Origin of the sequence: Dyella jiangningensis (assembly GCF_003264855.1) — a bacterium.
GTDB lineage: Bacteria > Pseudomonadota > Gammaproteobacteria > Xanthomonadales > Rhodanobacteraceae > Dyella > Dyella jiangningensis_C.
In genome coordinates, this window is sequence record NZ_NFZS01000007.1 from 36,235 (window position 1) to 54,940 (window position 18,706).

Consider the following 18,706-nt stretch of genomic DNA (forward strand, 5'->3'; position numbering starts at 1 on the left):
ATGCGATCACCGACCTGCCAGGCCCGTTACCAACGGGGAGCCGACACCATCGCTCCTCGTCCTGCCCGATCGAATCCGATCAAATCGGATCGTCGATCGACTTGGCGAGTTCGGTGAAGAGCTTCGGGCCTGACTCGGTCATATGCCAGCAGTCTTCCAGGCGGATGCCGAATTCGCCGGGGATGTAGAGGCCCGGTTCGTCGGAGAAGCACATGCCGGCCGCCAGCGGCGTGGCGTCGCCGTGGACGAGGTAAGGAGATTCATGGCCGTCCAAACCGATGCCGTGGCCGGTGCGGTGGGGCAGGCCGGGCAGGTGGTAGCCGGGGCCCCAGCCTTCCTTTTCGTAGTAGGCGCGCACGGCGTCATCGATGGTGCCCACGGGTACGCCCAGCTTGGCGGTGGCCAGCGCGAGTTCCTGGCCGCGCTTGACCGTGTCCCACACCTTGCGCTGTTTCACGGTCGGCTGGCCCATCACCCAGGTGCGCGAGATGTCCGACTGATAGCCATGCACGGCGCAGCCCACGTCCATCAGGATGACCGAACCCTCGTGCAAGGTCTCCGGCTTGTGCGAGCCGTGCGGATACGCGCTGGCTTCGTTGATCAACACCAGGGCGAACTCCGGCGCGCCGCCCAGGGCGACGGTGGCGGCGTTCATCATGGTGGCGATCTCGCCGGGGCTCATGCCTGCACGGACGTTGCCGTGGACGTAGCGCAGCGCCGCCAGGGTGACGTCGTTGGCGATCTGCATCAGCGCCAGTTCCGCGGGGGATTTGATCAGGCGGACGGCTTTGACCAACGCATCGCCGGACACCACGGTGTAAGCGCCGCCACTTGCCTCGCGCACGCCGTCGACGATGAAAAGACGCGTGGTGGCTTCGAAGGCGATCGAACCGGACGTGACCCCGCGGTCGCGAAGCGCGCCAACGAGGCGGGCGAACGGGCTTTCGTGCTCGTTCCAGGGACGCACGTCGCCGCCCACCGCCAGGGTCTCGCGGATCGAGGGTTCTTCGAAGGCCGGGGTCACCACGACGATGTCGCCACGCGCCGGGATCACCGCGGCCGTCGTACGCTCCGAACGATGCCACTGGATGCCGGTGAAGTATTCCAGGCTCGAACCCGATTCCAGGATCAGGGCGCCGACCTTCTGGTCGACCATCAGCTGTTGCAGCTTGGCGATACGCGCACGTCGCTCCTCCACCGAAATCGGCCTGGCGCCGGTGGTCATGGAGGTCAGGCCAGTCAGCCCAGCCGGTTTGGCGGGCGCGGCCTGCGCTGCCCGGCCGGGCAGCAGGAAGGCCGTGGAGGCCGCGGCGGTGGCAGCTACAGCTCCGGTGAGAAAGTCGCGACGACGCATGGAGACTCCGGACCGAGGGTAAGGATGTCCCGCAGTATGCGACCGGAATCGGCGACGCGACTACTGCCGGGCAGGGTGCCGAATTGCATTTGCGCCGGCGCCGCGGCCCGTGCAGGACGGCAAGGGCGGGCAGGCTTAAACCTTGTCGGACCGAACGACATCCGACCAGCACCTTGCCTGGCCCGGAGATGCCGATGGACGGCTTGCTGATGTCGCGGAAGCGAATGGATCGACGCGCCGGCTGGCGGATCGCGCTAGCGCTGCTGGCCTTGCTCTGCTCCTTTCCGGTATGGGCGGACTGCGCCGAATGCGCGGTTGTCGCCCGGCGCTTCGTGGTGAACGAAGGATTCAACGGCGTGGTGCTGGTGGGTCATGGCGCGACGATCGATTACGTCGAGAGCTTCGGCGTGGCGGACGCCCAAACGGGACGGGCCTTGACCGTCGATACGCCGTTCGAGACGGGCTCGATCTCCAAGTGGATCGCTGCCGTGGTGGTGATGCGGCTGGTGCAGCAAGGTCAACTCGCGCTGGATCAACCGATTTCCAACTATCTACCCGACTACCGCCGCGACAACGGCGCCAGGCTGACGCTGCGCACCCTGATGAGCCACGCCAGCGGCGTTCCCAACGAGATCGATGACGCCATCAAGCGGGATCCGGCGACCCGCACGCTTTCGCTCGACAACAGCGAGGCCGTGCAACGCTTCGCCAGCGGCAACCTGCGTTTCGAGCCGGGCGCGGACTGGGACTATTCGCACTCCAACTGGCTGCTGGTGAAGGCGATCGTCGAACGCACCACGGGAAGGGACTACGCCTCGCTGGTCGAGGGATATCTGGTCCAGCCGCTGGCCCTGCACCATAGCGGCGTCTTCAGCGGAAGCTCGTTGGGCGTGGCCGGCATGGCGCACGGCTATCGACGACTCGCGCCAGACGCGGAGCCGCTCGACAAGCCTTCGCCGGACTTCATGATGCTCGCGGGCGGTTTCTACGCCAGCGCGAACGATCTCTTCGTCCTGATGGATGGCCTTTTCGCGGGCAGGCTTCTGTCGCCGGAATCCGTGCGCATCCTGATGGCGATCGAGCGACCACCCCAGCACTACGCGCTGGGTGGACGCACCAAGACCTTGCCGTTCGCCGGCAAGGATCATCCTGTTGCCTGGGAATACGGGTCCAACGGCGCCTATCGCGTGCTCGCCTGGCGCACGCTGGACGATGGGCACACCGTCATCCTGATGAACAACACCAGCTTCGATCACATGAAGATCGGCGAGCTGGGTACGGCGCTGATGGAAGCCAGTTATCGCTGAGTCATCCGGCGAGCAGGGCGACACGGGCCGCGTCAGGCGGCGCTGTGTTGAACGTCGCCGCGTCGGCGCCGATGATCACGGCGCGGCAGCGACGGCCGTGTCCCGCTCCGCCTGGAAACCCGGCCCGTGCAGCACCTTGCCCGGCAGTGCGGGCGTCAGCTTGCCATCGCGGATGACGGGAACGCCGTTGACCAGCACGTCGCGCATGCCCTGCGCGAGCTGTCGCGGCTGTTCGAACGTGGCCGGCGCGCGCAGCCGGGCAGGGTCGAAGATGGCGATGTCCGCCCACATGCCTTCCTTGATGACGCCACGCTGCTTCAGGCCCATGCGTTGCGCGGGCAGGGCCGTCATCTTGTGGATCGCTTCGGGCAGCGTCAGCACGTGGTCTTCGTTGACGTACTTGCTGATGATCCGCGCGAAAGCCGCGTAGGCGCGTGGATGCGGATGGCCCTGGCCGAGCGGGCCGGTGGGCGCCTGCGCGGCCGCGTCGTCGCACACCGACATCCAGGGCTGCCTGAGCGCGAGCGTGACATCCGGTTGCGCCATGCCGAACACGGCGACGTCGGTGGCGGCGTGGTCCTTGATCAACAGGTCGATCAGCGCATCGATCGGCTTCTCGTGCCAGGCCCGCGCGACCTCGTCCAATCGCCTGCCTTCGAATCGCTTGAGCGAGGGCTCCTGCACCGAGGTGATCTCCACGGCCTCGGGGCCGGGCACCTCCAGCCAGTCGTTGCTCCACGCCTCCGACGGCGTCTGCATGTCCTTCTGGATGCGCGCGCGTGACTGCGGATCCTCGAGTCGCTGCAGCAGCTTGGCGGTGCCGCCCACGTGCGCCCACGGCGGAATGAACGAAGCCAGGCCATTGCCCCAGGCGGTATAGGCGTAAGTGTCGGCGGTGACGTCGAGACCGGCGGCGCGCGCCGCATCGATCCTGGCGATGACCTTGGGCATGCTGCCCCAGTTGGCGTGCCCGGCCACCTTCAGGTGGAAGATCTCGACGGGAATATGCGCCTGGCGCCCGATCTCGAAGGCCTCGTCGAGCGCGGCCATCTCGCCGTCGCCTTCGCTGCGCATGTGCGTGGCATAGATGCCACCGTAGCTGGCCGCCGTTTCCGCCAGCGCGATGAGTTCCGGCGTGGTGCTGTAGGTGGCCGGGGGATATTGCAGGCCGGTCGATACGCCGAACGCGCCGTCGCGCATGGCACTGGCCACCACCGCCTGCATCCGCTGCAGTTCCTCGGCGGTCGGCTGGCGATCGCCGTAACCCATCACCATTTCGCGCGCCGTCGCGGCGCCGACATAGCTGCCGAAGTTCACCGCGATGCCGCGGCTTTGCAGGCGTTGCAGGTAATCGCCGAGCGTCGCCCAGTCGGGCTTGGCATGCGCGCCTTCTTCGCGGGTGATGGTGTCGTTGACCGGCGCCACCGATTCGCCTTCGCCGGTGATCAGCGTGGTGACGCCCTGGAAGATCTTGGACTGCGCATGGCCATCCACCAGCAGCGTGTGGGCCGACTGGTCGAGCATGTCGATGAAACCGGGCGTGATGGTCATGCCCTGCGCATCGATGACCTGCTTCGCACTCGCCTGGCCAAGCGTGCCCACGGCCGCGATGCGGCCGTCCTTGATCGCGATGTCGGCCGCGTAGGCCGCTGTGCCGGTGCCATCGATGACCTGGCCGTTGCGGATGAGGATGTCATAGGACGATGCGGGCGTCGCCGTCGCGCCGTGCACGGACATGCCAAGCGAGATGACCAACAGACAGGTGAGCAGGCGCATACCGGTTCTTCCATCCCTATCGTCGACGATGGTGGGTGGCGCGGGCGTTGGGACGTGCCCGCGACCGTGCGGCGGAACGGCAACGGCGGTCTCGTCACGCAGGCGGTCGAGGAGAGCCGTGCCGAAGCGTATCGGCACGGCTGCTGGCCGTCCATCTCGGTGACAGGTGAGGCACGCTCGCCTATGCTCGGCAGCCTGCGCATCGCACCCGCTCGCATGAGTGCATGCCGTGTGCGCGGCTCTTCAACGCAGGCGCACACGCAGCGGATCGGTTCGATGGCCTATCGGCACTTTCTCTTTGACCTGGATGACACCTTGCTCGACTTTCGCGCGAGCGAGCGGCTCTCGTTCCAGACCATGCTCGAAAGCTTCGGCGCGCGCGCCGCGAGTCCCGCGATGTTCGCCGACTACCAGCGCGAGAACCTCCAGCTCTGGAATGACTTCGAGCGCCGGCTGATCACCAAGGAAGCCCTGAAGATCGAGCGGTTCCGGCGAACCTTCGCACCGCATGGGATCGACATCGATCCCGCCGAGGCGAGCACGCGCTATCTGGAATGCCTTGCGGAGACCGTCGTGCTGATCGACGGTGCGGCGATGCTGTGCGAGGCGCTTTCGGCGATGGGCGAGGTGGGCATCATCACCAACGGCATCGAGCACGTGCAGACGAGGCGTATCGCCAAGTCGGGGCTGGAGCGCTGGATCCGGTTCGTGGCGACGTCGGAGGCGTGCGGCTTCGCCAAACCGGATGGCCGGTTCTTCCAGTACGCCCTCGACAAGTTCTCGCGTGTTAGCAAGCCAGAGACCATCATCGTCGGCGATCGCCTGGACGCCGACGTGCTGGGCGCCAATCGCTTCGGCATCGACAGCTGCTGGTTCAATCCGGGCCGGCTGGAGGGCGATGGTGTCGCCGTCGCCACCTTCGAGGCGGCGACCCTGGCGGAGATTCTGCAGGCGCTCACGCCCCCATAGCGCGGCGGTGGCCTTCGGTGACATGCTGCGATGGCTCCTGGCGCGGCGCATTGGCTATCTCGGGAAGGTGCAAGCAGGGCCGCCCCGCGCCGGGCCGTCATGGGGCGATTCATCGACCTGACTCAAGGACCACGCATGGCTGCCACGGATATTGCGGTTTCGCGCGCCCGGGAAGGGCAACGGGAAAGTGCCATGCCTGTGATCCTCATCGCCGTGCTCTTCGGCGTGGCGCACATGCTGACCAACGGCCAGTACGGCTTTCATCGGGACGAATGGCAGTTCCTCAGCGATGCGCAGCATCTGGACTGGGGCTTCGTGCCGTATCCGCCGCTGACCGCCGCACTGGAACACGTGGGTCTGGCGATGTTCGGATTGTCGCTGGTGGGCCTGCGCCTGTTCTCGGTACTTGCGCAAACGCTGGTGATCCTCGCCGCCGGCCTCATGGCGCGCGACCTTGGCGGCGGCCGGCGGGCGCAGGTGTTTGCGGCGCTCGCGGTGGCGCTGTCGCCATTGCCGATGTTCGAAGCGACGGAATTCCAGTACTCCTCGTTCGACCTGTTGTGGTGGGTGCTGATCGCGTGGTGCGTGATTCGCCTGCGGCGTGACGACGAACCGCGATGGTGGCTGGCGATCGGTGCGGTCGCCGGGCTGGCCCTGCAGACGAAATATGCAATCGCATTCGAACTCGCTGGCGTGCTGGCGGGCGTATTGCTCACCGACGCACGGCGCTATGTCATGAACCGCTGGTTCTGGGCCGGAGGCGCCGTCGCGCTGCTCATCGTTGCGCCCAACCTCGTCTGGCTGATCCGCCACGATTTCGTTTCCTACCATTTCCTGCAGGGCATCCACGCGCGCGACGTACACCAGGGACGGGCGGAAGGATTCCTGCGCGATCAGTTCCTGCTGAACGCCAACCTGTTCGCCGCACCGGTGTGGCTGGCGGGCCTGTACGCCTGCTTCAAAAGCCGACGCTATCGCATGCTGGCGTGGATGTACGTGGTGCCGCTGCTGTTATTCATGGTGGCGCAGGGGCGCTTCTATTACACCTGCGGCGCGTACCCGATGCTCCTGGCCATGGGCTCCGTGGTCGGCGAGCGATGGCTGCATACGCTTCGCCCCGCATGGCGCACCGGCATCGCCACGCTCATGTTTGCCGGCGTCCTGGCCATCGGCGGCTATGCGGCGCTTCGCATCGTCCCCATCGCGTCGAGCGGCCCATTGCGTGATTTCGCGCTACGCAACAACGGTGATCTCCGCGAAGAAATCGGCTGGGACGAGTTGGTCGCGCAGGTGGCGGCCATTCGCGACGCCCTGCCCGCCGAGCAACGCGCCCAGGTCCAGATCGCCGTGGGCAACTACGGCGAGTACGGCGCCCTCGCCCTGCTCGGCCCGCAGTACCACCTGCCCACGCCGATCACCACCATCAACTCCGGATGGCTGCGCGGCTACCCGCAGACGCCACCCACCACGCTCATCGTGCTTGGCAACTCGCGCGAGCGTGCCGATGAGCTTTTCACGGGATGTCGCCTGGCGGGACATACCCGCAACGCCCTGGGCGTGGACAACGAGGAAACCCGGGATCATCCCGACATCTTCGTGTGCGGCCCGACGCGCAAGCCGTGGGGCGACCTGTGGAAGCTCGGGCCGGAATTTGGTTGAGCCGCGACCACGAGGCTGTCAGCTGCTGTGCAGGCCATCCCGCGAGGAGGTGGCAGAAACGGGACAACACGCGGTTGCAAGGCTTGAAGCCGCCCGCACAACGCTGCACGCTCCGCGCTGAGGTCGGGGGTCCACGCCGGGGAACAGGATGAAGCAGCGGCATATCGATCTGTTGGTGGTGCTCGGCATTTTCGTGGCGTACTCGGTCACGATCCGGTTGGCGATGCACCTGGGCGTGCTGGAGAGCCTGCTTGGCGGCGCCGCCAACACCATTCCCGTGGTGGTGTTCGGCGCGATGGTCCGACGCATCATCCTGCGCAGGCTCGTCGGAAAGCCCGCCGCCGTGCAATGGCTGGCCCATGTTCCGCTGTGCGCCGCGTTCTCCGTGCTCTCCTATGGCCTGCTGATCGTGCTGCTGGGCTTGTTCAATGGCGGCGAGTCTTCCGGCTTTCTGGTCAAGCCCTTCTCGGTGAGCGGAACGGCCTGGCAAACGCTGGAGAACGTGACGACCTACGCACTCATCGCGGCGATGTCGTACCTGCAGGCCCAACATCGGCAACAGGACGTGTCGCCCGTTCTCTCCGAGACGCCGCCGGTCGACCGGCCGGAACCACTGCCACCGCGCGTGAGTGTCGGGCTGGAGTCGGCGCCAGACCATCGCGCCGCTCCGGTCACGCCTTCGGCCGACGGGGCCGCCAAGGAGCGCGACGATGCCGGCATGCAGCCGGACCGGTCACGCTACTTCGTCCGGATCGGTGACGAGCTGCGGCCGATCGACATGAATGCGGTGGTGAGCATCGGCGGCGCGGACGACTATGCCGAAGTGTGGACGCTCACAGGCAGGCACCTCGTACGCATGACCCTGGCGGAGTTCACCAAGTCGCTGGATCCGGCCAAGTACGCCCGCGTCCATCGTTCGTGGATCGTCAACGTGCATCGCATCGCGCGGGCGGAGCCCGCCGGTGGCGGACGGTTGCTCCTGCACATGGAAACCGGACAGACGATTTCCACCAGCCGCACGGGAGCGAAGCTGCTGCGCGACCGCGTCATCTGACCGTTCGCCGATCCGGCGTGTCCGTTCACCGATTTTCTTCCTGCATTCCCGCGTCGACCGGAATCATTCCTCCGACATGGATACCGCGCCGCCATGAACGCGGATCCGGAAATCGTCCCGGGAGAAACGCTTCATGCACACCGTCGCCTCAACCTCGGCTGCGACAGATCAGATCCACGGTTTCGCACCCGCATCACCCGCAGATGGATCGCCCGCCGCGCTGAAACGGGAAAGCGGCAGGGCATTTAGCGCCCTGTGGCTACTCGCACTCTGCATGCCTCATACCGTGTTTGCGCAGACGTATGCGTGGAAGGCCCCGACGACCTCGGATGCGACGGCGTCGCAGGAAGCCATGCCGGAACTGGCCACGCGCGTGCTGCACGACCTTCCGGACGATCCGAGCGCCGCGGGCCTCGATCGCCGCTACCGGCTCGAACTGGTCGCCGGCGAGTACGACGCGGCCTCGCACACCATGGCCTCGTTGAACGAACGGTGGCGCCACGAGACGGCGATTCCTTCCCGGGCGGCATGGGTCACGGTGCCTTATGAGATCTACGCCGATGCCCGGAAGGAGGCGGCCGCAGGCCACCTCGATGAGGCCGCAGCCTACGCCAAGGCGTTCCGCGCGCACTTTGCCCGGCTGGACGATTGGCCGTCCGCGGAGGTCGCGCGCACCTTCACCGACACGAGCCTGGCGGAGATGCATGCCGCCTTGCAGTCGGACCTCGAGGCGGCCAAGGGCGCATCCAAGCTCGATCAGGCCGGAGCCACCCGCCTGCTGGGCGACTATCTGGATGTCTCGGTCTTCCGGCAGGCGTCACTGTTCGCGCCGTCGCTGATGAAGGAGGACGACGCCCGTCGATATGTCACGGAGGAAAACGTCCTCGTCGAGGAAGCCGCCGGCGCCAGTGTCTGCGCCTACGTCATGCGCCCCAGGAAGGCGGGCCGGCTTCCCGCGCTGCTTGAGTTCACCATCTATGCCTCGTCGCCCGAGGCCATCCGCGGCAGGGCCCGCCTGTCGGCGGCAAGGAATTATGTCGGCGTGCTGGGCTTCACGCGCGGCAAGGTGTGCAGCCCCGGCCAGCCTTCCGCGTACCTGACCGATGCGGACGATGCCAGCGCGCTGATCGACTGGATCGGCAAGCAACCCTGGAGCGACGGCCGCGTCGGCATGTACGGCGGCAGCTACGAAGGCTTCGCGCAATGGGCAGCAGCCAAGCGCATGCCCTCGGCGTTGAAGGCGATCATGCCCAGCGCACCGGTGGCTCCCGGCATCGACGTGCCGATGGAAGGCAACGTGTTCTGGAATTTCGTCTATCCGTGGCCGTTCTTCACGCTCGACGGGAAGTTCAACGACAAGGCCGCCTACGGCGATGCACAGCGCTGGAGGCAGCTGGACCAGGCGTGGTACGCCAGCGGTCGCGCCTATCGCGACCTGGAGAAGATCGACGGCACGCCAAACCCCACGTTCCATGCGTGGATCTCGCACCCGTCCTACGACAGCTACTGGCAGGCCATGATTCCGTACCGCACGGAATTCTCGCGTGTCACGATTCCCGTGCTGCTGGTGGCCGGCTATTACTACGGCGGGCCTGGTGCGGCGGTCTACTACTTCCAGCAATTGGAGAAGTACGCACCGGCCGGCGAGCACTATCTTCTCATCGGCCCTTATCACCACCTCGGCGCGCAATACGGCGTGCTCGACGCGCAGGGCCGGCTGGTCGACACGCTTGCCGGCCTGCCCGTCGATGCTGTGGCCCAGCTCGACATGTACGAGCTGCGCTATCCGTGGTTCGACTATGTGTTCAAGCGTGCGCCACGACCCGCGTTGCTTCGCGACAAGGTCAACTACGAGGTGACGGGTGCGAACGTGTGGAAGCATGCGCCGTCCTTGGCCGCCATGGCCGATGCGGAACTGCGCTTCCATCTTGGCAGCGGCATGGCGGAACGCGGGTTCCACTCGCTCATCGAGCAGGCTCCTTCAGGAAAGCGGACGTCCATTCCCTTCACCATCGATCTCGCCGACCGAAGCGACCGGCATGATGCCGCCATCGGCGGCCGCGTGATGGACACGGCCATCGACACCCGCCATGGCCTGGCCTTCGTCAGCCGGCGATTCGACACGGCGACCGAACTGAGCGGCCTGTTCTCCGGCCAGCTCGACTTCATCACGAACAAGCAGGACTTCGACCTCGCGATCGATCTGTACGACCTAACGCCCCAAGGTCATTACATACAGCTCAGCCAGTACTGGACGCGCGCCAGTTACGCGGCGGACCGCACGCGGCGCCGGCTTCTGACGCCTGGCCGCGAGCAGCACCTGGTCATCGAAGGCAACCGCCTGATGAGCCGCGAGCTTGCGCCCGGAAGCCGCCTCGTCATCGTGCTGGGCGTCATCAAGGAAAGCGGCCGGCAGATCAATGTCGGCAGCGGCAAGGACGTCAGCGACGAAACGGTGGCGGATGCCGGCGCACCGTTGTCCATTCGCTGGCTGACCACCAGCTTCATCGCCGTACCGCTGCGGCGCCGATGAGCGTCAAACGTCTGCATGGTCGGCGGAATGCGGGAAGCGTCCGCTTCGGTCGGCACAGCGATATCGCCATGGTTCAAGCGAATGCCGTCAGGCGATGGATGCGTCGACGACGACCCGATTGCGCCCGTTGAGCTTGGCCTGGCGCATCGCCATGTCGGCGCGCGACATCAGGCTGTCGATGCTTTCGCCGGGGCGGTTGCATGGCGCGATGCCGATGCTGATCGTCAGGGGGCGATCGGGGCGCTGCACGACGCGCATCGCTTCGCGCAGCTGCTCGGCGCGCAGCTGAGCATGCTGCAGGTCGGCGCCGGGCAGCAGCACGACGAACTCTTCGCCGCCGATCCTTCCGATCAGGTCCGATTCGCGCATCTGCGAACGCAGGCGGTCCGCGAGCTTGACCAGCACGTCGTCGCCGGCTGCGTGGCCAAACGTGTCGTTGAGCTGCTTGAAATGGTCGGCATCGAGATAGAGCACCGCCGCCGGCATCCGTCGGAGGTAGATATCGTCCAGCGCATCGCGTGCGAGTTCGAGGAAGCGGTTGCGCTGCAGCAGTCCGGTCAGTCCGTCGGTGTGCGCCTGCGCCCTCAGTTGCTTCTCCAGCCGGTACTGTTCGAACAGGGTCCGCGTCATGAATGCGCGCAGCACGGTGGCCACCGACATGGCGATGGTCATGTACACCGCGTACTGGAAGATCGGGAGACCGCTGGTCGCGCCTATCAGCAGCATGGGCAAGGGGCCGAGCGCGCAGATGATCATCGCGACGATGAAATCCCAGCGCCCGATCCAGATCACCGACGAAGCCACTGGCAACAACAGGCCGGGCAGCACCAGCCGCTGCCCGGGCGCCTGCCCGATGCCGTTGAGGTTGACGCCCATTTCCAGCACGAGCACGCACGACAAGGCCAGCAGGCTGAGCGGAACGGGCCGCTTCTCGCGACGGGTGAGCAGGGCCAGCACGGCGAGCGGGACGGCCGGGGCAAGGCGCAGCAGCACGGGCACCGGTGAGCCGCTGACCAGCGCGCGCCCGCCGGCCGCCAGCAGATAGGCGGCAACGGCCAGCAAGGTCAGGGCCTGGATCGCCGGCGCCATGCGTTGTGCCAGATAGTGCGTGTAGTCGCTCCGCTGACGGGAATCGTCGGCGCCAGGCTCCTTGGCGAAACGGTTGTGCATGCGTATCCCTGGGCGCGTCCGGCAAACGGTTGCCGGAGACGCAGCAAGATGAATGCCATCGGGCGGGAAGCACGCTCAAGAGCAGCCATCGGCGGGCTTCCGCTTGCCGTGCGCGCGTCAGGCCTTACGCGGAAGGGCAGGCAGCGACGCCCAAGGGCACTGTCCGCGCGCGGCGCCCTGAAGGGAACCCCGGTTCCGTTCGATGGTGGCACCGCCCGCTGCTCTACCGCCGGCAAGCCATCCCGCAGGCCCGCGAGCTGCGCGTGGGAACGGTGTATGCGACGGCACTGGAATGGTTGACATCGCATGGAATTGATGCACAAATAGACGTCCATACCGCCAATTCGGCCGGTATCGTATCTCTCAAGAGACCCATCGCTCGTGGACACCCAGCGTTTCTGCATGCCCAGCCATACCGCACACCGCCTTCCGGCGATGTGTTGCGGTTGTTGATCGGCAACCGCGCAGAAACCCTCACCGGGCCCCAGGCCCCTACGCGACCGGCCCCTGGCCCAGCGAGTGTCCCATGTTCCGTTTTCCCCACGCCCCTGCGGCGAATCCGCTCGTGCCACGACATCAGCCTTGCTGTTGTTGTCGCTGTCGAATGTGCCGCGTCGCCTGACGTAGCTCCCGCGGGCGTTTCCACGCCCCTGCTCTGACGCCGTCCCCACGGCGAATCCCCGGCAGCTCCCCCGCTGTCTTCATCCGCATCCCCTTTACCTGGCCGCGCGCCGGGACGGGCGTGCACATAAGGACTTTTTGCACCATGGCCAAGCCAAGCCTGCTTACCCTCGCCATTGCCGCCGTACTGGCGGCATCCGTGCATGCCGAGGACAACAACGACACCACCAGGCCCACCCAGTTGGAGGCTGTCACCGTCACCGGCTCCAACATCAAGACCACCGACATCGAAGGCCCCAGCCCGGTGCAGGTGATCACCGCGGAACAGATCAAGAGCAGTGGCAAGACCACGCTGCCCGACGTGCTCCGCGCCATTTCCGCGAACACCGGCAACAGCGTGAACGAGCAGCTCACGGGGAGCTTCTCCGCCGGCACCGCGGGCATTTCACTGCGTGGCCTGGGCCAGAAGAACACCCTGGTGCTGGTCGACGGCAAGCGCGTGGCGAACTACGCCACGGCGTATGAACTGCAGGACACCTTCGTCGATCTCAACTCGCTTCCGCTGGCAGCAGTAGAGCGCATCGAAGTGCTCAAGGATGGCGCGTCGGCGGTGTATGGCTCCGACGCCATCGCGGGCGTCGTCAACATCATCCTCAAGCAGAACTACCAGGGCGCGGAAGCCGGCGCGAGTTTCGGCAGCAGCACCGAAGGCACCGGCCAGACGGAGAACAATTTCCATCTGCTGCTGGGCCACGGCGACGTGAAGAAGGACGGCTACAACGTGTTCTTCGCGCTGGACGGTACGCGCAGCAACCAGCTCAATGCCAGCGACGTGAGCTGGCTGCGCGGCAACGATTTCCGTGACAAGCCGGGCGGCCAGCTCAACTGGGTGCCGACCAACTACTACGACAACGATCCCACCCAAGGCTTCGCCAACGCCGTGGGCCCGGTGCAGAAAGTGCCCTACGGCGCGATCACGCCAGGCAAGACGGGCGATGTATGGGCCTACAATCCCGCCGCCTACGACTCGGTGATCCCCGGCGTGGAGCGCTACCACGCCGTACTGCGCGGCACGGTCAAGCTCACCGATGACATCACCGGCTACGGCGAGGCCATCTACAGCCGCAGCCATGCTGCTTTCATCTTCGGCGCGCCGCTTGCCATCGGCAGCGGACTGCGGTCATGGGACAACCAGCAACAACACCTGGTGAACATCAACACCACGTTGCCCGTGGGCAATCCCGCCAACCCCTACGACGTGCCCACGCCGGTCAACACCAACCTGTGGGGCGTAGGTCCACGCAACAAGCGCGACCGCACGATCTTCACGCGCTTCCTCGCCGGCGTGAAAGGGCATACCGGAAACTGGGACTGGGATGTCTCGGCGCAGCATTCCGAAAGCAGCCTGAAGGAATACGTCACCAACTTCGGCAATCGGTACGCGTTCGAATCGTTGCTGGCCCATGGCGGCTACGATTTCACCAGCAACGACAATCCTGCGTCGGCGGTGGATGCCCTGCGCCTGTCCACCATCCGCCCCGCGGTATCGCGATTGAGCACGGTGGATGCCACGGCAAGCACGCAGCTGTTCGACTTGCCGGCGGGTGCGGTCGGTTTCGCGGCGGGTTACCAGTTCCGCCACGAGGCGATGAACTCGCGCACCTCCGAAGCGGTGCTGTCGGGCACGGAACTGCGTCCGGCCATCGACGTGATCCAGGGCTCACGCAACGTCAACGCCGCCTACGCGGAGTTCAACGTGCCGCTGCTCAGCACGCTGGAAGTGAATGTCGCCGGCCGCCTGGATCGCTACAGCGATTTCGGCGACGCCTTCGCACCGAAGGCCAGCCTGCGCTATCAGCCGCTGGATTGGCTGCTGCTGCGCGGGTCGTTCTCGCGCGGGTTCCGCGCGCCGTCGCTGCCGGAGATCACCAACAGCACGGCGGTGAGCTACAGCAGCGTGGTCGATCCGTACGACCCGGTCACGCCGGGCCAGCGTCGTGGCTATACCGACGTATTCACGGCCAACCCGAACCTCAAGCCCGAACGCTCGACCAACTACAACCTGGGCTTCGTGATTTCGCCCACCAGCGATACCAGCCTGGGCGCGGACTACTACCACATCGTGCAGCGCGGGATCATCGGACCGGACAACGACCAGGCGTTGGTGAACCAGCAGGATCCGCGCGTTCAGCGCGACGCGCAGGGCCGCATCGTCACCATCTACAACCAGTACAAGAACCAGCAGAGCCTCACCACCGATGGCATCGACATCGACTTCCACCACGCACTGCATACGCAAGCTTATGGCGACTTCGCGCTGAACAGTTCGATCACGCGCCTGTTGAAGTACAGCGAACCGCTGGTGGCAGGCGAAGCACCGGTGAACGGGGCCGGCACCAACCTGTTCGGTTCACTGCCCAAGTGGCGTGCGGTCACGGGCCTCAACTGGGCGTACCGCGATGTCTCGAGCACGCTTACCTGGTACTACGTGGATGGCTACAAGCAGAACCCGGACAACCTGCTGACGCCGGCGTATCCCACGCGCGTGAAGAACTGGAGCACGTTCGATCTGTCGGTGGCGTACACGGGCCTGCCCAAGACCACCATCACCCTGGCAGTGCAGAACCTGCAGAACCGCCGGCCGCCGTGGGATCCGTCGACGCCATACTTCGACATCACGCAGGCCGATCCGCGCGGGCGCTTCGTGACGCTGGGCGTCGACTACCACTTCTGAGCGCAGCGATGCTTCCATGGAGCCTGATGGCCCGGCAGGCTCCTCGGTTCGCTTCAGATCGAGCGCATCAGCCCGCCGTCGACGCGCAGGTTCTGCCCGGTGATGTAACCGGCGCCGTCGGAGACCAGGAAGGCGACCGTCGCGGCGATCTCCTCCGCCGTGCCGTAACGACCGAGCGGCACGGCCTGTCTGCGTTCGACGGTTTCGGGCAGGGAGTCGATCCAGCCCGGGAGAATGTTGTTGATGCGCACGCCGGCCGGCGCGACTTCGTCTGCCACCATCTTGATGAAGCTCGCTAGGCCTGCGCGCATGACGCCCGAGGTCGGGAACATCGGTGATGGCTCGAAAGCCCAGGCGGTGGAGATGTTGACGATGGCGCCGCCGCCCTGGGCCACCATGATCGGCGCCACCAGGCGCGTGGGCCGGATCGCGCTCAGCAGATAGACGTCCATCGCGCTGTGCCAGTCGTCGTCCGACAGCTCCAGCACCTTGCCGCGCGGGCCATGGCCCGCCGAGTTCACCAGCGCATCGATGCGACCCCACTGCGCCATGGCGTTGTCCACGAGCCGCTTGAGGTCATCCGGCGACTGGTTGGAACCGGTGACGCCGATGCCGCCCAGCTCCTTGGCCAGCGCTTCGCCCTTGCCCGATGAGGAAAGGATGCCGACGCGATAACCGTCCTGCGCCAGCCGCCGGGCCGCCGCGGCGCCCATGCCCGAACCACCGGCGGTGATGAGCGCTACTTTTTCTACAGCCATGGCGTGTCCTCGAAAGTGGGGAATGCTCGCGCATTGATACACCGATGCGGCGTCGCCGGGCAAAAGGCCTCGCCGTGCGGATGCCGCTCAGAGCAGCACGAAGTCCTTGGGCTCCAGCGGCGGCGGCAGATCCGCGTCGCCAAGCAGTCCGAGCAGGTCGATCTCGATGTTGCGGCTGATCGCATCGAGCGGCAGATCGTTGGGCAGCAGATCGAAGGGATCCTCGATCTGTTCGCCGATCGCATCAAGCCCGAAGAAGGTATAGGCGATCACGCCGACGACGAGCGGCGTGAACCAGCCGAGCGGGCCGATCAGGCAGAACGGCAGCATGAAGCAGTACACGTGCACGGTTCGATGCAGCAGCAGGATGTAGGTGAAGGGAATCGGCGTTCCCTTGATACGTTCGCAGCCGCCGAGGACATGCGAGAAGCGATCCAGCTCTTCATCCATCCGCGCCAGCAGGATGTCGCCTGCACCCGCGTCGCGCACCGCCTTGGCCAGGTCACGTCCGAGCTGGTCGAGAATCGCGTTCGGCACATGGCGAACGTGCTTCAGGCGTTCGCTCGCCTCATGGCCGAGCCAGCGCTCCAGTTCCGCATGCGCGGTGGTGCCGCGCAGGTGGTGGCGCAATGCGTGCACGAAGCCGATCACGCGATGGACAAGCGCGCGCCGTTCGCGGGGATCAAGGTCCGGCAGGAATGTGCCGGTTTGCCGGACGAGGTTGCGCGCGCAGATCACCAGCTCGCCCCACAAGGTGCGCCCCTCCCACCAGCGCTGGTAGGCCACGCTGTTGCGGAACTGCAGGAAGATCGCCAGCGTCAGGCCGAGCAGGGTCAGCGGCGCGGCATTCAAGGTGAAAGCCACCGTGATGCCCCGGCGCTCCGCCACTACCACCGCCAGGGAAAGCAGCATGGTGTAGACCACGCGCGGCCAGATGATGGGGACGATGGAACCCTTCAACGCGAACAGCAGCGTGGTGACGGAGTGGGTGGTCTTGTGAGGTCTTACGATCATGCCGGCGCGCTCGAAGTTGCCGCATTATCGCCCTGCGGGGCCGCCATGCGTGAGGAAGCACGCTGCACAGGGCATCAGCGGTTCCGATCGAACCAGCGATATTGCACCGCCAGCGTGATGCTCTTGTAGTCGCCACCGATGCGCGTGACCAGCCCGTTGGATACCGCCACCTTGGCCGACCAGCCGGCCGCGATCGGTGCGGAGAAGGTGAGGCCGTAGCGCGCGTTCGACTGGCGATTTCGATCGGCCACGCCGTTGATGCTCGTCCTGCCGCCTTCCACATAACCCACCGCGCCAGCGAGCCACATGCCGGGCCGGAAGGTGTAGCCGCCATAGAGCTGGGCCGTGAAAATCGGGTCCTGGCTGCGCTCCCTGCCGCCGACATAGTCGTGATTGGTGGTGAAAAACCACGCACCGGCGGACGCCTCGAAAAACCACCTGCCCCAGGGATAGGAAAGGCCGACCTCCGGCTTGAACGACCACCGGTTGGTGCCGACATTGACCAGTCGCGACGACTCGTACACGCCCGTCGGGGCGGACATGGTAAGGCTCACGCCGAGGGAAGGGCCGGGCGGATGCCGCGCAAATTCCTCCGGCGACATGGCCGGATTGCCGATCAGGTTGAGGGCAAACCGCAGGCGCACATCGCCCGCACCGCCACGATGGATTTCCGTGGGCGCGTCGATCACGTTGCCGCTGAGGTTGGCGCTCATCGCCGGCAGCACGAAACCCAGCGACGAACTTCGCCCGGCCAGGCTGAAGGTATGTACGTACGCCAGCGCAAACGTGTTGATGTGCGCCTGCACGTTGGTGACCGGCAACGAAGGGTCCGTCGTGACGTCGCCGGTGAGGTAGCTGTAGCTGGCACCGACGAAGTTCGTGCCCACCGGCGAAGGCGAGTAGGTTCGCGGTTCCAGTTCCTGTGCATGGACTGCAGCCGCATGGAACAGCAGCACGGCGATGAGGCAGGCGCACAGGCCTGTGCTGTCCGTTCGCCGCCGCATCAGCAGCCGCCTCGTTGAACGTCCTGCATCACCTCGGGCATCGCGCGGCATCCGGTGTTCTCAGGCCTTGGAATGCCTTGCGTAGGACGAGCACGCGGAGAAACGCCGAAGGCTGCGAGCCGAGGCGGCGTGCATGAACCGGGCGAATTGGCGTGCAGCGTCCCCGCTCCACCGCATCCGGCACTGCAGAATCCAGTCGATGTGCATGCCCAGCTCCGACGCCGACATTCGTGATCAAAGGATTCGAACAAGGTCTTCGTGATGCGCCGGCACGTTGCTTGCGTCCAGCGTTTGGCCGTCCGCACGCGATGCCGCCGGGCGACACGCGCATCGTCTTGCACAGGCGTGCCACTGTGCTCGCCATGCTATCACCACCGATGAGCGACCCGTCGCCTCGCGGCGTTACCGATGATAGGTAAATCTACTTAAGCATGAAGCGACGCATTCCTTCGCAGGGCGGCGTGCGCCCGTAGAGCGATGTGTCTAGCCCAGCCACATGGGTTCGGCCGACAACTCGTGATGTTCCATCAGGGCGCACAGCTGCAGCCACCACCAGCTGCGGTCATCGGGCGCCACGGTCGACGAGGGATCGAGCAACTCTTCCTGCATGGCCTGCCACAACGCTGCGTCTGCCGTCCTGGCGTTGCGCATCGCCGTCATGCGCCGGTCCAGCGCCATGAAGCGGGCCTGCAACTCTTCGCGCGAGAGGTACATTGTCCTTTGCTTCCTGCGAGGCGAATGCGGGAACGTTAG

13 protein-coding genes are annotated in these 18,706 nt (G+C 65.9%); 6 read left to right on the plus strand and 7 right to left on the minus strand.

Annotation, left to right across the window (positions count from 1 at the left end; genetic code table 11):
* Positions 1-79: 79 nt before the first annotated feature.
* The gene (locus CA260_RS20415; protein ID WP_111984919.1) at positions 80-1,354 is read right to left on the minus strand and encodes a M24 family metallopeptidase; all 1,275 of its coding nucleotides are present in this window, start codon (positions 1,352-1,354) and stop codon (positions 80-82) included.
* 224 nt (positions 1,355-1,578) lie between these two features.
* On the opposite strand from CA260_RS20415, the gene CA260_RS20420 reads away from it, so the two are divergent.
* Positions 1,579-2,661 (plus strand): serine hydrolase domain-containing protein, encoded by a 1,083-nt coding sequence (locus CA260_RS20420; protein WP_202864121.1) that lies wholly within the window; start codon positions 1,579-1,581, stop codon positions 2,659-2,661.
* Between the two features lie 75 nt (positions 2,662-2,736).
* Here the strand turns inward: CA260_RS20420 and CA260_RS20425 are convergent, their stop codons facing one another.
* The gene (locus CA260_RS20425; RefSeq protein WP_111984920.1) at positions 2,737-4,437 is read right to left on the minus strand and encodes an N-acyl-D-amino-acid deacylase family protein; all 1,701 of its coding nucleotides are present in this window, start codon (positions 4,435-4,437) and stop codon (positions 2,737-2,739) included.
* Here CA260_RS20425 and CA260_RS20430 point away from each other — a divergent pair.
* The 4 genes from CA260_RS20430 (at position 4,387) to CA260_RS20445 (ending at position 10,652) form a co-directional block, all read left to right on the plus strand.
* Entirely contained in the window at positions 4,387-5,406 is a 1,020-nt protein-coding gene (locus CA260_RS20430; protein WP_202864122.1) for a YjjG family noncanonical pyrimidine nucleotidase, read from the plus strand. The genes CA260_RS20425 and CA260_RS20430 overlap by 51 nt on opposite strands.
* Before the next feature lie 192 nt (positions 5,407-5,598).
* Entirely contained in the window at positions 5,599-7,065 is a 1,467-nt protein-coding gene (locus CA260_RS20435; RefSeq protein WP_238149859.1) for a glycosyltransferase family 39 protein, read from the plus strand.
* A gap of 148 nt (positions 7,066-7,213) precedes the next feature.
* Positions 7,214-8,119, plus strand: a complete 906-nt coding sequence (locus CA260_RS21280) for a LytR/AlgR family response regulator transcription factor (protein ID WP_202864123.1) — start codon at positions 7,214-7,216, stop codon at positions 8,117-8,119.
* A gap of 274 nt (positions 8,120-8,393) precedes the next feature.
* Complete coding sequence (locus CA260_RS20445) at positions 8,394-10,652, plus strand: CocE/NonD family hydrolase (RefSeq protein WP_172461941.1); 2,259 nt, start codon at positions 8,394-8,396, stop codon at positions 10,650-10,652.
* An 87-nt stretch (positions 10,653-10,739) separates the two neighbouring features.
* Here CA260_RS20445 and CA260_RS20450 read toward each other — a convergent pair whose 3' ends face one another.
* Positions 10,740-11,822, minus strand: coding sequence for a GGDEF domain-containing protein (locus CA260_RS20450; RefSeq protein WP_111984923.1), 1,083 nt, complete (start codon positions 11,820-11,822; stop codon positions 10,740-10,742).
* 766 nt (positions 11,823-12,588) lie between these two features.
* On the opposite strand from CA260_RS20450, the gene CA260_RS20455 reads away from it, so the two are divergent.
* The gene (locus tag CA260_RS20455) at positions 12,589-15,177 is read left to right on the plus strand and encodes a TonB-dependent receptor plug domain-containing protein (RefSeq protein WP_111984924.1); all 2,589 of its coding nucleotides are present in this window, start codon (positions 12,589-12,591) and stop codon (positions 15,175-15,177) included.
* A gap of 53 nt (positions 15,178-15,230) precedes the next feature.
* Here CA260_RS20455 and CA260_RS20460 read toward each other — a convergent pair whose 3' ends face one another.
* The 4 genes from CA260_RS20460 to CA260_RS20475 form a co-directional block, all read right to left on the minus strand.
* Positions 15,231-15,935 (minus strand): SDR family oxidoreductase, encoded by a 705-nt coding sequence (locus tag CA260_RS20460; protein WP_111984925.1) that lies wholly within the window; start codon positions 15,933-15,935, stop codon positions 15,231-15,233.
* A gap of 87 nt (positions 15,936-16,022) precedes the next feature.
* Positions 16,023-16,949, minus strand: a complete 927-nt coding sequence (locus CA260_RS20465) for a bestrophin family protein (protein WP_111984926.1) — start codon at positions 16,947-16,949, stop codon at positions 16,023-16,025.
* 74 nt (positions 16,950-17,023) lie between these two features.
* Positions 17,024-17,953 (minus strand): transporter, encoded by a 930-nt coding sequence (locus tag CA260_RS20470; RefSeq protein ID WP_111984927.1) that lies wholly within the window; start codon positions 17,951-17,953, stop codon positions 17,024-17,026.
* A gap of 483 nt (positions 17,954-18,436) precedes the next feature.
* Complete coding sequence (locus CA260_RS20475; RefSeq protein ID WP_111984928.1) at positions 18,437-18,667, minus strand: hypothetical protein; 231 nt, start codon at positions 18,665-18,667, stop codon at positions 18,437-18,439.
* Positions 18,668-18,706: the final 39 nt, after the last annotated feature.

Coding starts and splice junctions, on each gene's coding strand:
- CA260_RS20465 (WP_111984926.1), bottom strand. CDS start 16,949: ATGATCGTAAGACCTCACAAGACCACCCACTCCGTCACCACGCTGCTG.
- CA260_RS20450 (WP_111984923.1), bottom strand. CDS start 11,822: ATGCACAACCGTTTCGCCAAGGAGCCTGGCGCCGACGATTCCCGTCAG.
- CA260_RS20420 (WP_202864121.1), top strand. CDS start 1,579: ATGGATCGACGCGCCGGCTGGCGGATCGCGCTAGCGCTGCTGGCCTTG.
- CA260_RS20445 (WP_172461941.1), top strand. CDS start 8,394: ATGCCTCATACCGTGTTTGCGCAGACGTATGCGTGGAAGGCCCCGACG.
- CA260_RS20435 (WP_238149859.1), top strand. CDS start 5,599: ATGCCTGTGATCCTCATCGCCGTGCTCTTCGGCGTGGCGCACATGCTG.
- CA260_RS20475 (WP_111984928.1), bottom strand. CDS start 18,667: ATGTACCTCTCGCGCGAAGAGTTGCAGGCCCGCTTCATGGCGCTGGAC.
- CA260_RS20460 (WP_111984925.1), bottom strand. CDS start 15,935: ATGGCTGTAGAAAAAGTAGCGCTCATCACCGCCGGTGGTTCGGGCATG.
- CA260_RS21280 (WP_202864123.1), top strand. CDS start 7,214: ATGAAGCAGCGGCATATCGATCTGTTGGTGGTGCTCGGCATTTTCGTG.
- CA260_RS20470 (WP_111984927.1), bottom strand. CDS start 17,953: ATGCGGCGGCGAACGGACAGCACAGGCCTGTGCGCCTGCCTCATCGCC.
- CA260_RS20425 (WP_111984920.1), bottom strand. CDS start 4,437: ATGCGCCTGCTCACCTGTCTGTTGGTCATCTCGCTTGGCATGTCCGTG.
- CA260_RS20455 (WP_111984924.1), top strand. CDS start 12,589: ATGGCCAAGCCAAGCCTGCTTACCCTCGCCATTGCCGCCGTACTGGCG.
- CA260_RS20415 (WP_111984919.1), bottom strand. CDS start 1,354: ATGCGTCGTCGCGACTTTCTCACCGGAGCTGTAGCTGCCACCGCCGCG.